Annotated in this window: 9 protein-coding genes and 4 pseudogenes; 5 read left to right on the top strand and 8 right to left on the bottom strand. The window is 67.2% G+C overall.

Annotated features, from left to right (window positions below; translation table 11 throughout):
* Position 1 precedes the first annotated feature (1 nt).
* Complete coding sequence (locus EV668_RS23765; RefSeq protein ID WP_133774920.1) at positions 2–868, top strand: ABC transporter permease; 867 nt, start codon at positions 2–4, stop codon at positions 866–868.
* A 39-nt stretch (positions 869–907) separates the two neighbouring features.
* Here the strand turns inward: EV668_RS23765 and EV668_RS23760 are convergent, their stop codons facing one another.
* The gene (locus EV668_RS23760) at positions 908–1,246 is read right to left on the bottom strand and encodes a PLP-dependent transferase (protein ID WP_166652617.1); all 339 of its coding nucleotides are present in this window, start codon (positions 1,244–1,246) and stop codon (positions 908–910) included.
* 17 nt (positions 1,247–1,263) lie between these two features.
* On the opposite strand from EV668_RS23760, the pseudogene EV668_RS23755 reads away from it, so the two are divergent.
* The 3 genes and pseudogenes from EV668_RS23755 to EV668_RS25480 all read left to right on the top strand — a co-directional run.
* Positions 1,264–2,055 (top strand): annotated as a pseudogene (locus EV668_RS23755) (amidohydrolase); the annotation flags it as partial.
* A gap of 126 nt (positions 2,056–2,181) precedes the next feature.
* Entirely contained in the window at positions 2,182–3,144 is a 963-nt protein-coding gene (locus EV668_RS23750; protein ID WP_133774913.1) for a PLP-dependent cysteine synthase family protein, read from the top strand.
* A 142-nt stretch (positions 3,145–3,286) separates the two neighbouring features.
* Positions 3,287–4,207, top strand: a pseudogene (locus EV668_RS25480) (PLP-dependent transferase); the annotation flags it as partial.
* Between the two features lie 22 nt (positions 4,208–4,229).
* On the opposite strand, the pseudogene EV668_RS23740 reads toward EV668_RS25480, so the two are convergent.
* The 4 genes and pseudogenes from EV668_RS23740 to EV668_RS23725 all read right to left on the bottom strand — a co-directional run.
* Positions 4,230–4,640 (bottom strand): annotated as a pseudogene (locus EV668_RS23740) (M20/M25/M40 family metallo-hydrolase); the annotation flags it as partial.
* 1 nt (position 4,641) lies between these two features.
* Positions 4,642–5,985: an LLM class flavin-dependent oxidoreductase gene (locus EV668_RS23735; protein ID WP_133774907.1), complete on the bottom strand. Its 1,344-nt coding sequence runs from the start codon at positions 5,983–5,985 to the stop codon at positions 4,642–4,644.
* Between the two features lie 22 nt (positions 5,986–6,007).
* Positions 6,008–7,012: an MsnO8 family LLM class oxidoreductase gene (locus EV668_RS23730; RefSeq protein WP_133774904.1), complete on the bottom strand. Its 1,005-nt coding sequence runs from the start codon at positions 7,010–7,012 to the stop codon at positions 6,008–6,010.
* Positions 7,013–7,017: 5 nt separating this feature from the next.
* Positions 7,018–7,644 carry a GNAT family N-acetyltransferase gene (locus tag EV668_RS23725; protein WP_133774902.1) on the bottom strand — a complete coding sequence of 209 codons (627 nt, stop codon included), beginning with the start codon at positions 7,642–7,644 and terminating at the stop codon, positions 7,018–7,020.
* Positions 7,645–7,994: 350 nt separating this feature from the next.
* Here EV668_RS23725 and EV668_RS25780 point away from each other — a divergent pair.
* Positions 7,995–8,087: pseudogene (locus tag EV668_RS25780) on the top strand (IS5/IS1182 family transposase); the annotation flags it as partial.
* Positions 8,088–8,213: 126 nt separating this feature from the next.
* On the opposite strand, the gene EV668_RS23720 reads toward EV668_RS25780, so the two are convergent.
* From EV668_RS23720 to EV668_RS23710, 3 genes are all read right to left on the bottom strand, one after another.
* The gene (locus EV668_RS23720; protein WP_133774900.1) at positions 8,214–11,762 is read right to left on the bottom strand and encodes a TonB-dependent receptor domain-containing protein; all 3,549 of its coding nucleotides are present in this window, start codon (positions 11,760–11,762) and stop codon (positions 8,214–8,216) included.
* Between the two features lie 149 nt (positions 11,763–11,911).
* On the bottom strand, positions 11,912–12,871 hold the full coding sequence (locus tag EV668_RS23715) for a FecR family protein (protein ID WP_133774898.1): 960 nt from the start codon (positions 12,869–12,871) through the stop codon (positions 11,912–11,914).
* A 152-nt stretch (positions 12,872–13,023) separates the two neighbouring features.
* Positions 13,024–13,554: an RNA polymerase sigma factor gene (locus EV668_RS23710; protein WP_166652616.1), complete on the bottom strand. Its 531-nt coding sequence runs from the start codon at positions 13,552–13,554 to the stop codon at positions 13,024–13,026.
* Between the last annotated feature and the right edge of the window lie 445 nt (positions 13,555–13,999).

The following is a 13,999-nucleotide window of genomic DNA, read 5'->3' as shown; positions in this document are numbered from 1 at the left end:
GATGGCGACGATCGCAATCGCACGACAAGAGGGAGGCCGGCGGCGTGCCCGGCTTGCGCAGCGGATCCGGGCCAACACCTCGGCGATCACGGGTGGCGTAATCCTGCTTCTCGTCCTGGCGGGAGCGCTGGCGGCGCCGGTTCTCTATCCCGGCGATCCGCTCGACATGGTCGCCGCACCCTTCATCTGGCCCGGAACGGATCGGGCTCACGTGCTCGGAACGGACATGCTGGGCCGCGACATCGCGGCCGGGATCCTGCACGGTGCCCGGGTGTCGCTGGTCATCGGCCTGGTGGCGACGCTCGTCTCCATCGTGATCGGCGTGACGCTCGGGGCGCTGTCCGGCTTCTACGGCGGCAGGGTCGACGCCGTTCTGATGCGGATCACCGAACTCGTTCAGACCATTCCGCCCTTCCTGTTCGCCCTTGCCATCGTCGCGATCCTGCAGCCCTCCATCCCGAGCATCGTGGTCGCGATCGGCCTGACGGCTTGGCCGAGCCTTGCCCGTCTCGTCCGCGCGGAGGTCCTGAAGATCCGCCATCGCGATTTCGTCCAGGCCTCGATCTCGCTCGGCGTGCCGCACTGGCGCATCATCGTACTCGACATCCTGCCGAACACGCTCGCACCGGTGATCGTCTCCGCTTCGATTCTGGTGGCGAGCGCGATCCTGACCGAATCCAGCCTCGCCTTTCTGGGGCTCGGTGATCCCAACGTCGCGAGTTGGGGCGGAATGGTGGGAGCCGGCCGCGAGGTGCTGCGCACGGACTGGTACGTCGCGACCTTGCCGGGTCTCGCGATCGTCGCCGCCGTCCTCGGCCTCAACCTCCTCGGCGACGGCTTGAACGATATCCTCGACCCGCAGCGATGAGCCGGCGAAGATCGCCGGCATGCCGGCGGAGCGATGCCGCTACGGGTCGACCAGCGCGGCCCCGCGCGAGGCCTGCCGGAGATCCTCGATGAGGTCTCCGACCTCTTCCAGTCCGGCATGGAATCGAAGCAGCCGGCCCTTGGGCAGCGACTCGGGCTTGCGGTGCGGTGGATGCACGGGAAGCACGAGCGAGACATGGCCGCCCCAGCTCTCCGCGATCCGGAACAGGAGGAGGCTGTCGACGAACGCATCGAGCCGATCGGGCGGGACCGCCTCGTCGAACAGCACGGAGAAAAGACTGTTTCCCTTCCCGAAATAGCGCAGGAAGCGGTCGTGGTAAGGGCTCGCCGCCCGCGCGGGGCTGAGAATATCCGCCACGAAGGATTGCCGACGAGGACTTCTCCGGCATCCTGACCCTCGTCTTTCAGCCGGCAGAGGAAATCGGTGCGGGCGCGCAGCGCCTCCTGTCCGACGGATTGCTGGAGCGGTTTCCCGTCGACGCGGTGTTCGGCCTGCACAACTGGCCCGGTGTCGGACGCGGACAATTCGGCTTCGTGCCGGGGCCGGCGATGGCCGCCGTCGACAAGGCCGAGATCCGGGTGACGGGCAAAGGCGGACACGGCGCCACTCCGCACGAAACGGTCGATCCCGTCCTCGCTGCCTCCGCCATCGTGCTGGCGCTGCAAAGCGTCGTGTCGCGCAACGTCGATCCGCGCGACGCCGCCGTCGTCACGGTCGCCTCGATCCATGGCGGGGAGGCGTCCAACGTCATCCCCGAAGCGGTCGACCTCAAGCTCACGATCCGCAGTTTCGACGCCGATGTCCGCGACCGGCTGGAGGAACGCATCACCGCCATCGCTCGGACCCAGGCCGAGACGTATGGCGCGCGCGCCGATGTTCGATATCGTCGCGGCCTGCCGGCGCTGCTCAACCACGAGCCGGAGACGCTGTTCGCACGCGAGGTCGCCCTCGCCACCTTCGGTCCTGACCGCGTCGAGAACGGCTTCAAGCCGCGCATGCCGAGCGAGGATTTCGGCTATCTCCTGCAGGCAGCGCCCGGCAGCTTCTTCTTTGTCGGCAACGGCGACAGCGCAGCCCTGCACAGCGACCGCTACGACTTCGACGACGCGCTGATCGGGCCGGCGGCGACCTTCTGGCTGCGCCTGGCGCGTGCCTACCTCGTCTGACCTGCAAGCGGCGACCGCAGCCGTGTCCGATCCGATGACGCATCAGGCGGCGCATGTCCCGCGTCGCCAAAACCTGCCGCGCAGCTGCCGGGCGGCCGCATGGACGGGAAACCGAGGAACGAGTGAATGGCGAGCAAACGCGACACGTTCGATGCTCTGGTGGGCAATACACCGCTGCTCGAGCTCGATCGCTTCGGTGCGGCGCGCCATCTCGGCGCGCGCATCGTCGGGAAGATCGAGTATCTGAACCCCGCCGGTAGCATCAAGGACCGCACCGCCTTGGGCCTCATCCGGGACGCCGAGGCGAGCGGCCAGCTGAAGCCGGGCCAGCTCATCGTCGACCTCACCAGCGGCAATACCGGGATCGGCCTCGCCGCGCTTGCAGCCGCCCGCGGGTACCGCTCGAAATTCTACCTCCGCAACACGATCAGCCAGGACAAGGTGAACCTTCTTCGGCAGTACGGAGCCGAGGTCGTCCTCATCGACAACAAGGAATTCCTCGAACCCGACGCCATCAAGACGATCATCAACCGCCTGAAGGAGGAGAACCCCGGCGCGTTCTATACGAACCAGCGCGGCAATCCGGCCAATCCCCAGGTTCATTTCGAAACGACAGGCCCCGAAATCTGGCGGGATACGAAGGGCGAAGTGGACATCTTCGTCGCTGCGGTGGGCACGGGCGGGACGATCTCCGGAACCGGGCGGTACCTGAAATCGCGCAAACCCGGCGTGAAGGTCGTGGTCGTCGAACCGGCGCCGCGTTCCGTGCCGTCCGCGAACGACCCGTATGCCGACGCCATCGAAGGCGTCCACAAGGTGACCGACATCGACCGCGAGCTCCTTCCGGAGAATTTCGATCCCGAGGTCGTGGACGAGGTCATCGTCACCGACACCGCCCAGGCGCGCGACTATGCCCAAGCGCTCGCGCGCGATCAGGGCATCCTGGCCGGCACCTCGTCGGGTGCGGTGCTCTTCGCCGCCTCGGTCCTCGCGAGCCGTCCCGAGAACGCCGGCAAGCTGATCGTCGCGATCATCGCCGACAGCGGAGAGCGCTATCTGTCTCCGCCTTTCGCGGGCCCGGCCGCGTAGCGACGGCCGGGATCGAAGCCTGCGGGCCTCGGGCGTGGTATCGCGTGGCGAGGCTCGCATCGGATTGTCGACGAAGCGGAGTGGTTCTCCGCCTCCGCCCGCGGCTCGATGGCTCTTCCGAACCGCCAGGACCACGCTGATCATGCCGATAGGGCAGCACCGCCCCGCGAATGCGGAAACCGAACCGTCCCCACCCGCCCGCAAGACCCTCTTGCGCGGCGCATTCCTGGCGACCTGCAAGCCCGCGACCCGTCGCATCCACCAGCCGATCGTCGATCCGGCCCGGGTGAAAGGCCACCTCAATCCGGCGGGACTGGGCCAGGCACGCCTTGCCTCCAAGGCGGGGTCGTTCGGGCAGAGCAGCGTGAGTTTCGAGTCGCTGTCCGCCTATGCCGCGGCGGACGAGAGCGGCGAAGCACCCTACGGGGGCGCCGAATACGGCATCGTCCAGTCTCCGGAGGCGGACGCGGTGTGTCGGAAGCTCGCGGCCTTGCACGGTGCGCCGGGCGCAATCATCTGCCCGTCGGGCCTGTCCGCCGTCTCGACGACCATCGATGCGTTCGCACCGACGGCGATCCTCCTTCCCGAGAATGTCTATTATCCGGCCTACCGCTATATGCGGGAGCGCAGCCGGGCCGACCTCGTCACCTATGCGGCCGGCGCCTCGGTGGCGGATATCGGCGCGCTTCTCGAGGCCACGGCCGAACGGCACGGCACGCAGCACGTGCTGCTCTATGTCGAGGCTCCCGGAAGCGGAACATTCGAGATTCCCGATCTCGGCGGGATCGTCGCGCTGGCTCGGCGTTCCGGCGTGAGAACCGCCATGGACAATACCTGGGCGAGCCACGCGCGCTTCAAGCCGATCGAGAACGGCATCGACATCGCCATCCAGGCCACGACCAAATACGAGGGCGGCTACGGAGACACGCCGGGCGGCGTGGTTCTGGCCCGGACGGAGCCCGATCTGGCCGCCTTGCGGCGCCAGCTGAGGATCAGTGGCAACGGCGCAGTGTCACCGCAGACCTGCACGCGGCTGTTCCATCGCCTCGACACGCTGGAGGCGCGACTCGCGCGCCACGAGGCGAGCGCAGCCGCGCTGATGCGATGGTTCGAGGCTCAAGACGCCTGGCGGCCGCAAGGAGGATCGCCGTATGCCCGTCATGCCCGCAGGCATGCATCACGCCTTCGATGGTGCTGGCATAGGGCAGGCCCGTCTGCTCCCGGATCGGCAGGGCGTCCATGTCGGCCCGCAGGCCGAGCCGGCGCCGGCCCGCCCCCCTGCTCAGTTCGCCGATGATCCCCGTGCCCGCGAGCCCTGTCGTCACCTCGTAGCCGTAGCTCCGGAGCCGTTCGGCCACGATCGCGCTCGTGCGGGCCTCGCGAAAGGCGAGCTCCGGATGCATGTGGAAATCCCGCCGAAGGGCGACGAAGTCGTCGAGCGACGCGGCGATCCCCGGATCGGTGCCCTGATCGGGGACAATCGTCTCCACATTCATGTCAGCCGGCCCTGCGCGACGGTTCGGCTTCGTCCCGCGGGGCGTAGCGGCTTTCCCGGCGCGGCAGCCCGAGATGGTCCCTCAGGGTCTGGCCGGGCAGCGCGCGATCGTACACGCCGCGCGCCTCGAGGACGGGAACGACGAGGTCGACGAAGTCGTCGAGGCCCTCGCCGATCACCGGAAAGCCGAGCACGAAGCCGTCGGCCGCCTGTTTCTCGACCCTTTCGATCAGGATGCCGGCAACCTCCTCCGCCGTTCCGACGAGGTCGGTGCGCGGAGTGACGGCCTCCAGCGCCGCCTCGCGCAGCGTCTGGCGCTTCAGCGCAGCGTTGCGCTTGATGCGATCGGTCGTCGACCGGAAGCTGTTCTGCCCGATCTCTCCGAGATCGGGAAAGGGCGCGTCGAGCGGATAGACCGAGAAATCGTGGTGATCGAAGTAGCGTCCGAGATAGGCGATGGCGTCGTCGATCGAGACGAGCGCCTGGATCGCCCGATACTTGTCCTCGGCCTCGGCGCTCGTGCGCCCGACGATCGGGCCGGCGCCGGGGAAAAGCTTCACGTCGTCGGCCCGCCGGCCATGGGCGACGGCACTCGTCTTGATGTTGCGGTAGAGGGCCTGCGCGTCTTCGATCGGGACATGCGTGGCGAAGACCGCGTCCGCATGCCGGCCCGCGAGGCCGATCCCGGCTTCGGACGCCCCGGCCTGGAAGATCACGGGCTGTCCCTGCGGCGAGCGCTGGATGTTGAGCGGGCCGTCGACCTGGAAGAAGCGGCCCCGGTGGTTCAGCGCATGCAGCTTGTCCCGCGCGAAGAACTGCCCGGTCTCGCGATCCCGGACGAAGGCATCGTCGTCCCAGGAATCCCAGAGGCCCTTCACGACGTCGAGATATTCCTGCGCGATCTCGTAGCGACGGGCATGCTCGGGGTGGGGGCGGCTGTAGTTCCGTCCCGATCCCTCCAACGGCGACGTGACGGCATTCCAGCCCGCCCGGCCGCTGCTGATCAGGTCGAGAGAGGCGAATTGCCGGGCGATGGTGAACGGGTCGCTGTAGGAGGTCGAGACCGTCCCCACGAGGCCGAGCCTCGTCGTGCTCGCCGCCAGGGCCGAGAGGATCGTCAGGGGCTCGAAGCGATTGAGGAAGTGCGGGATCGACTTCTCGTTGATGTAGAGCCCGTCCGCGACGAACGCGAAGGCGATCCCGTTCTCCTCGGCCTTGCGGGCGTTGCGGATGAAGAAGTCGAGATTGACGCTCGCATCGGGCGGATTGCTCGGATGACGCCACGCATTCATGTGGCTGCCGGCGCCCTGCAGCATCAGGCCGAACGTCAGACGGGTCCGGGACATGCGTCGTCCTCTCCTGTGGGGTTCAGGCTGCGAGCCGGAGGCCGGCGGCCGCCGCCAGCAGTTCGATCGTGTCGAGGCGCGGCGCGGCTTCGGTGACGGGGCATTCCACGACGAATTCGTCGACGCCGAAGATCCGGTGCAGCCGCGAGAGTTCCGCATGGACCCGTGCGGGAGAGCCGCGGACGAACAGCGCGCCGCGTTCCTCGATCCGGTAGCGGTCCGTGCCGATCTGGCGGACGTATTCGAGCGCCTGCTGGCGCGTCGTCACGTTGACGCCCTCGCCGTTCTCGAGTTCGACGCGGAAGCGTCGGGGATCGGCGGCGAGGTCTTCGGCGAGCTGGTCGGTCTCCGCGACGACGACGTTCACGGCGAGGAGCGGCCGCACGCCTCCATAGGCCCGGTAAGTCGACAGCGCCTGCGCGATGGCGGTCTCGTCGCCGTTGATATGCGCCGCATGGACGTAGTACCAGCCGAGACGAGCCGCGAGCCGTGCACTCTCGACGCTCGCCCCCAGGAGAAACCGGTCGGCGGGCTCGGGGGGCGAGGGGAACGCGGCGAGTTCCCGCTCGGGAGCACCGTCGTCGCCGTGGGGCTGCAGGTATCCATCCAGTTCGGCGAGCTGAGCCTCAAAACTCGGCTTTCGGTCCGGGTCGTGGAAGCTCTGCAAGGCCCGTGTCGAGAACGGCAGGCCGCCTGGGGCCTTGCCGACGCCGAGATCGACCCGCCCGGGGGCAAGGCTGGCGAGCAGATTGAAATTCTCCGCGACCTTGTAGGCGCTGTAATGCTGCAGCATCACTCCGCCGGAGCCGATCCGGATGCGCCGGGTGCGCGCCAGCAGAAAGGCGATCAGCACCTCCGGCGAGGAGCCGGCCAGCCTCGCCGCATTGTGATGCTCGGCGACCCAGAACCGAACGAAGCCGAGTTCCTCCGCCTTCCTCGCGAGGTCGAGCGTGCGCCGGAGCGCGGCTTCGGCGATCTCCGCTCCGTCGAGCGGGCTCTTGTCGAGGAAGCTCAGGGCAAAGGTCATGCGGCTCAGGCCGCCGTCGCGCTGTGGCCCGAGAGACGCGCAATCACGCGGCGCTCCTGCTCCGCCTTGAGAGCCGTCACGCGGGCGGTGGCCTCCTCGAACGAGGCGGCGGGCGCATGGACGTGCGAGTCCCCTTCCTCCCCTTCGCGCGTTCCGATGAGCTTTTCGAACGGCAGGGAGCGGTAGAGCGCGGGGTCGACCGACGCGTCGAAGAGACGCCGATAGCCCAGCGAGACATAGAGCGCCGTTGCTTCCGGTTGCCGAAAGCCTGTCGTCAGATAGGCGCGCGTGTAGCCGAGCCGGGCCGCGCTGTCCTCGAGCGCCTGGACGATGCGCCGGGCCAGCCCCTGGCGGCGCAGGTCGGCTCGGGTCCAGATGCGCTTGAGCTCCACGGTGTCGTCGTCATGGCTCATGAACGCGCCGCCCCCGACGGTCTCTCCGTCGCGCAGCAGAAGCAGAAAATCGCCGAGCGGCGGCCGATAGGCCTCGGCCGGGTAACGCAGGATCTCCGAGCGAGCGCCGCCGGGCCGGCTCAGAGCGCCGTAGCGACCATCGTATTCGAGGACGAGCGCCTCCAGCAGCGGCTGGGCCGCCACCTCCAGAGGTGACGATTGGACGACGACATCAGCCACGACATGCCTCCGTATCGAACCGGCCATTCTTCAGGTTCGCACCGGAACTGATTCCAATCTCTCGCCGCAAAGACGAAAGAGAAGTCAGTTCAAATAATACGGAACAATGTTCTTTATAAATACGATTACGGTCAATAACGACGTGTTCTAAAGATTGCGCCCAGAACAAAACGTTTTATGATTTAAGCCCATTCGCAGGAGAATAATCTGGTCCTTGGATGCGTCGGCGTCGCAATCGGCCTTCCGCTTGATTGCCACGACAAAGAGAGGCCATGGCGAGACGCGCGCCATTCGGTCGTGTTCGACAGAAGGATCGGTTGGCCAGTCGCCGGCGCACGGGGTTCTGCGGGGTCGACGACCGGCGGGTGGTGAGCGGGATCGTCTACGCGATCAGGCATGGGCTCCGGTGGACGGACGCGCCCAGGGAAGATGAGCGACCACAAGGGCGCCCGCCTCGTGCTCGTGACCGCGACCGCGACCGTGATCGCCCCGCGCGCCGAGAAGCCGCGCCGGTCCACGCGTCCGCGTCCGGATCGGGGATGGCATCGCGCGGCCCCGATCCGACGCGCTCAGAAGCGGTAGTTCACGCCGAACTTCACCATCGGGACGTCGAGCTTCGTCGTCAGCTTGCGCCCCGTGACCGTGTCGGCCGTGACCGGGATGCCGTGGTAATTGTCGGCGACGACGCCGAGCCGCGCCCCGGGAAACGACATGGTCTTCTTGTCCTGGAACGAGGCCAGCAAGTATTCGCCCTTCACCGACCAGCCCTCGCCGATCGCGTATTCCGCGCCGCCGCCGATCGCGAAGCCGATACGCGACAGCGAGGCACCTTCGGTGAAGCTCGGCACGGTCACGAACTGCGCCACCGGCAGGGTGCTGGTGCCGTTGACCATCGTCACGAACTGCGTCCGCCGATCGTGCTGCCTCGCGAAGGCGACGCCGCCCGTGCCGTAGACCATGAGGTTGTCGGTAAGGGCATAGCCGAGCCGGCCGCGGATCGTGGTCAGCCACTCGATGTCGCTGGACCTCGTAGCCTCGATGTTGCGCAGGCGGAGGAGATCGGTGAAGCCGCCCGATCGCTCGCTTTCGGTCGCGTAGGCGTATTCCGAATGCCCGGTCTGGGGCTTCACGATATCGCCCTCGATGCCCACGACGAGGCCGTTCCCGAACTGATGATTGTAGCCGGCATTCAGCCCGAAGACGAAGCCGCTCCCCTTCAGCTTCGGCGTCTCGGCGATCGGATAGCCGGCGACCGAGCCGTCAGCGGCCGTCATGGTTCCGTCGAGCCGGCTCTGACCGAAGCCCCCATGACCGCCGAGATAGAACCCGGTCCAGTCGGTCTTGCCGGCATTCGTCGAGAAGAGGTTGGCCAGGGAGATGCCTGACAGCGGCTCGTTCCCGCCGAACTTGCCCGTCAGGCCGATCCTGACGATCCGCCCAGGCGCGGGGTTCGGCACGAGGCTGAGCGGATCGACGTAATACGTGTCGGTGAGATTCTCGACGTTCACCCAGCCGGTCAGGTCCTTGCTCAGCTTGTACTCGGCGAAGGCGTCGACCGTGTAATACGGGTTCCACTTGACGAGCGCGACGATGGTCGCGAGGCCGGCGATAGGCTCGCCGTGCTTGATGTGGCGCGGGCCGACATGGCTCACGCGACCGCCGATGGTCAGCTTGTCGTCCAGCAGCTTTTGCGACGCGGTGAGACTGATCTGATATTGAGGCGGGATCTGGTTTGTCGCGTAATCGGCCGAGATCGTCCGGGCCTGGCAGTTTCCGGCCGTCTGGCAGAACTCGACCTTCGTATAGTAGTTCGCGGATAGATCCGCCGTGAACCCCTTGTTCTCGTAGCGTCCGGACAGCTCGACGCCTTCGAACTTCGCGTTAGGAATGTTTTCTACATAGAGGTTATAGTTGACTGAGTATCTCGAGACGTAATTGCTGATATTCCAGTTGAAGTATCCGAACTTGATCATGGCCTTGTCGCCTTCGGCGAAGAGGCTGTCTCTGGTCAGGTTGGTGCCGATTTCCCAGTTGTTCGCGCGCTCGGGCTTGACGGTGCTGGCGGCGGCTCCCGAGTAGAAGGCGGATACGGTTTCGAACAGGCTCGGCATGCGAAGCGTGCTCGAGTAATTGGCATAGACTTGCGCCCCCTGCCACGGCTCGATCAGGACGCCGACGGATGGGCTCGAGCCTTCACCGTCCCTTTTCGGGAACGCGTTGTTGGCATCGGGGCGGTTCAATGCGGCGTTCTGATTGAGATCGTGACTGAGATAATACGAGTATCTCATTCCGCCATGGAGGGTCAGCCAATCGACCGGCTTGTAGGACAGCTTGGCGAAGACCGCTGATTCGTCTCTCTTGCCGTGGCGTGAGGGGATGTTGTGAATGTTGTCCGTGAAGCGGGTGGGATGCGTGGATTCCCACAGATACGAGGCGCCGTAATCGAGCTCGAAGGAGCCGATGCGGCCCCACGACCAGCGTGACGTGTTGCTGACATCCCCACCCCACATGCGGGTGTCGGCACCCGTCCGATGCTCGACCGGCAGACCGAAATCCTCCGGCCATGATCCGCCTCCCGAGCGGATCGGGCCGCGGATCCTGAGATCCGTGAGCCACAGATTCGCCTTCACGTCGATGAGATCGTTATCCTCGGGCTTCCAGCGATAGCGGGAGGTCCAGCTGTCGACCTCCGTTCGCCCCTTCTGCCGCGCCTCGACGGCCTGACCCGTCGGTGAGCTGAAGCGCGCAGCGAACATGTCGCCGGCTTCGCTGCGGAACCCATTATAGCCGAACTGGATCGTATGGCCGTCGCCGAACCGGAAGGTTCCCTTCGCGAGGTACGATTCCGTGTCGAGATGCGTGTTCAGCACCTCCTCGCCCTTCCGATACGTGGTGAGGTCTCCGTTGATGTAGTAATTGGTCCACCAGGGCTGGCAGCCGCTCCACTGGTTGCAAGTCGGCCGGGGGCCGGTGCCGATCGGTTGCGCGGCGCCCCCGTTCGATCCGGCGAAGTAGTTCCCCTGCTTGCGGCGTGCATAGCCGGCGAGAAGGTCGTAGTTGTCGTCCTTCCAGGCCGCGACGACGCTGCCGGAGCCGCTGGTCGGATCGAGCAATCCTGGCCGGCTCATGCCGTCGAGCAGCGCGTAGGGCGAGGCATTCGGCGCCCGGACCGTCGCCTGGTCCCAGCGATAGCCGCCGAGCAGGCCCTCTCGCGGGGTCCCGGTATTGGTCCCGAACCCGCTCTTGACGAGGATGCCGAAGCGCTCGCCCGGCTTGACGACGTCGTCGGCGTTCAGGGTTCGGATCGCGACCGTTCCCGCAATGCCGCGCGTCGAGGAACTCGACCCCTTGAGGATGTCGACGCCGCCGATCAGGTCGGGATCGATGAAGGTGCGGTTCGAGATGCCCTGGTAGCCCTGATGGAGCGTCAGCCCGTTCTCGGCGCCGTCGATCGTGACCGCGACGCGGCCCATGCCCTGCATGCCGCGGATGTTCGGATCGATGCCGCCGGCGCCGTTGCGCGCCTCGCCCGACATCACGCCGGGCGTGCCGCGGAAGATGTCGGCCGGGCTCGAGCCGCGGAAGCGCTCGATGCTCTCCTGCGAGATGAAGGCCGTCGGCGCGGGCGTCGAATAGGGCGTCTCGGGCGTGCCGCCCCCGAACAGGCCCGATCCGCTGGTCCCGCTGACATTGATCGTGTCGAGCGCGATCGCGCCTTCCGGCGCCGCCCCGACGGATCCTGCGCCCGGCGACGGCGCGACGATGGTCGCGGAGTTCGGTCCGGTGAACCGCGCCGAGAGGCCGGTGCCGCTCAGCAGGGAGGAGAGGGCCTGCTGCGACGTCAGGTTGCCCGACGCGCCGCGTGTCGTCTTGCCGCTAGCGAGGCTGGCGTCGAACAGAAGCTGCAGCCCCGATTGAGCGGCGAGGCGGTTGAGGGCCGGCGTCAGCGCGCCAGCCGGCACGGAGATGGCGCGCGCCGCCGCTTGAGCTGCCGGGGCGTTCTGGGCCGTGGCCGGCCCCATCCCGCCGACGGCGAGCATGGTCCCCGTGAGAAGGGCGACGCGAAGCCGCTTGCTGCTCTCCGCCCGGTTGCGGCCGTGTCGCCCGTTCGTCGTCATGGAAAAAGCCCCCGATGCGCGACGATCAAGGCGTCGCGTCCGTCGTCGCGCGGCGGCGTTGATTGGCCGCTCACCCAGAAGACGAACGGGCTCCGCGCGTTGGGACTCGGGGCGTCAGAAAAATCCGGGCGGCGCCGGGGGCGGGATCGTCACCCTCGGATGACGATGAGGGGGCCGAAGCGCGTCGCGGTCACGCCGAGGCTCTGTTCGAGGAACGCGAGCGCCGCATCGGTATCGACGATCGAGACCGTACCGCTGACGCGGCGCTCGGCGAGCGCGCCCCCGGCGATCACGATCCGGCCCGCGAAGTGACGGCCGATCTCGGCCACCACCTCGGCGAGGCTGGCGCCGTCGACGACGAGAAGACCCCGGCGCCAGGCGAGCGCCGTCAGAGGGTCGGCAGGCCGGATCTCCGTCACCGAGCCATCCTGACCGTAGGCGGCCTGCTGTCCCTGCTCGACCCGGATCGGCGGCCGTGACGAGCCGGTCGGTGCCACCGACACCGCGTGCTCGGTCACGGTGACATCCGTCTGCCCGTCGCCCAGGCGGATGTCGAAGGCCGTGCCGAGGGCCGTGGTGCTTCCGCCGCGTCCTTCGACCGTGAACGGGCGCCGCGGGTCCCTCGCCACCTGGAAGAAGGCCTGGCCGCGCAGCAGCCGGACGGTGCGCCGCGCGGGCGTGAAGTCGTAGGCCACGGCCGAGGAGGCGTTCAGTTGCATCGTCGAGCCGTCCGCGAGCGTGACGACAGGCATCTCGCCCGCTCCCGTGATGACGTCCGCCTGGAGCCGCATGGGGCCGTCCAGCGCCAGGAACAGGCCTCCCGCGACGCAAAGGGCCGCGAGGGAGGAGACGACCGATTTGGCCGCGGACGGGCGCGGCGCGACCTTGAGGTCGCGGAGTGCCGGATCCTTCATGATGACGCCGCGGGCCTCGCCCATCAGCCGCTCGGCCGCCTGATAGGCCGAGAGGTTGTCCGGATGGAGGTTCAGCCACTCTCGGAACCCGTCCGCGTCCCGCGCCGTGTGGCGGGCGTCCCTGTTGCGGAACAGCCAGTCGGCGGCTTCCTCATGACGCCGCCGCCTGATCCGCGCTGACTGCTTGGCCGTCATTGCGGGCTCCCGACCGTCCCGTGTCTCTGCTGAGAAGACGAATGAGCCCTTCATTCCGGGATCGTCGCTGTATTGTCGAGGGACGCGAACACGGCTCGTGCCGATAATGCGCTCGATCCGGGGGGCGAGATTTACGGGAGAGGCGCGCGCACTCAGTCCATCTGGTGCAGACGATCGAGGCAATGCGCCAGGGCGCGGCGCAGATGGCGGTCCACCATGTTCCGCGAGATCCTCAGCCGGGCGGCGATCTCGTCCGGCCCGAGCCCGTGGAGCCGATGCAGGATGAAGACCGCGCGCCGACGGACGGGCAGGTCCCCGATCGCTTTGCGCAGAACGACGAGCCGAGCCTCCACCGCGAGCCGGTGGTCGGGAGCGGCCGTCTCCGCCGGCACCGCGAGGGCTTCGGCCTCGGTGCCCGAGAACAGCCGCTCCTCGAAGCGGGTCCGGCGCAGGCGGTCGATGCCGAGATTGATCGCCGCCCGGCAGAGGAAGCCCCGCAGCGAGCGCTTGCCCCTCAGGACCTCGGGCTGTTCCGCGAGCTTGAGGTAAAGGTCGTGAACGATATCCGCCGCGGCATTGTGGGAATGGCCGCGGCTTCGCACCGCGGTCTTGATGTCCGCATAATGCGCCTCGATCGCTCGGTTCAGCAGATCGTCGTCGTCAAGGCTGATCGAATGGGACACAACGGTCGAACTCAGGTCCAAGGATGGGCCTGGGTTACAATGCGCAAGATTGTACGTGCAAGATCAATAGGTTAAAGACATTCCAAATTGAAGTCTGGAACGATTTGATCGTCGCGGCCGACGACGAACGAAATCAACGACCTATCGGTTCGCTCCGGGTGCCGGGCCTGTTGTTGCTGCGGGACAACACCCGTCGCAATCATGTGATTGTGGTCCGAGGAGCCCTGCCTGCGGCGACCGGAACGGGCTGCAGCGCCCGCGGCGGCTTGGGCGCCGGGCGATACCGAATGAACCGGATCGGCACCGTGAGGACGCGCGAAGCGCTCCGTCAGCCAGGCGCATGGCACAGTCCCACGATAGAGTGACCGACGCCCGAGACACCATCGGGGACTCGCCAAGGCGTCTCCTGTCCAGCACAACAGCAAGTCAACCGTGCAGGTGATCG

Origin of the sequence: Enterovirga rhinocerotis (assembly GCF_004363955.1) — a bacterium.
GTDB classification, from domain to species: Bacteria; Pseudomonadota; Alphaproteobacteria; order Rhizobiales; family Beijerinckiaceae; genus Enterovirga; species Enterovirga rhinocerotis.
This window is presented reverse-complemented; position numbering and strand designations above follow the sequence as displayed.

Coding starts and splice junctions, on each gene's coding strand:
- EV668_RS23735 (WP_133774907.1), bottom strand. CDS start 5,985: ATGTCCCGGACCCGTCTGACGTTCGGCCTGATGCTGCAGGGCGCCGGC.
- EV668_RS23750 (WP_133774913.1), top strand. CDS start 2,182: ATGGCGAGCAAACGCGACACGTTCGATGCTCTGGTGGGCAATACACCG.
- EV668_RS23765 (WP_133774920.1), top strand. CDS start 2: ATGGCGACGATCGCAATCGCACGACAAGAGGGAGGCCGGCGGCGTGCC.
- EV668_RS23730 (WP_133774904.1), bottom strand. CDS start 7,012: ATGACCTTTGCCCTGAGCTTCCTCGACAAGAGCCCGCTCGACGGAGCG.
- EV668_RS23715 (WP_133774898.1), bottom strand. CDS start 12,871: ATGACGGCCAAGCAGTCAGCGCGGATCAGGCGGCGGCGTCATGAGGAA.
- EV668_RS23720 (WP_133774900.1), bottom strand. CDS start 11,762: ATGACGACGAACGGGCGACACGGCCGCAACCGGGCGGAGAGCAGCAAG.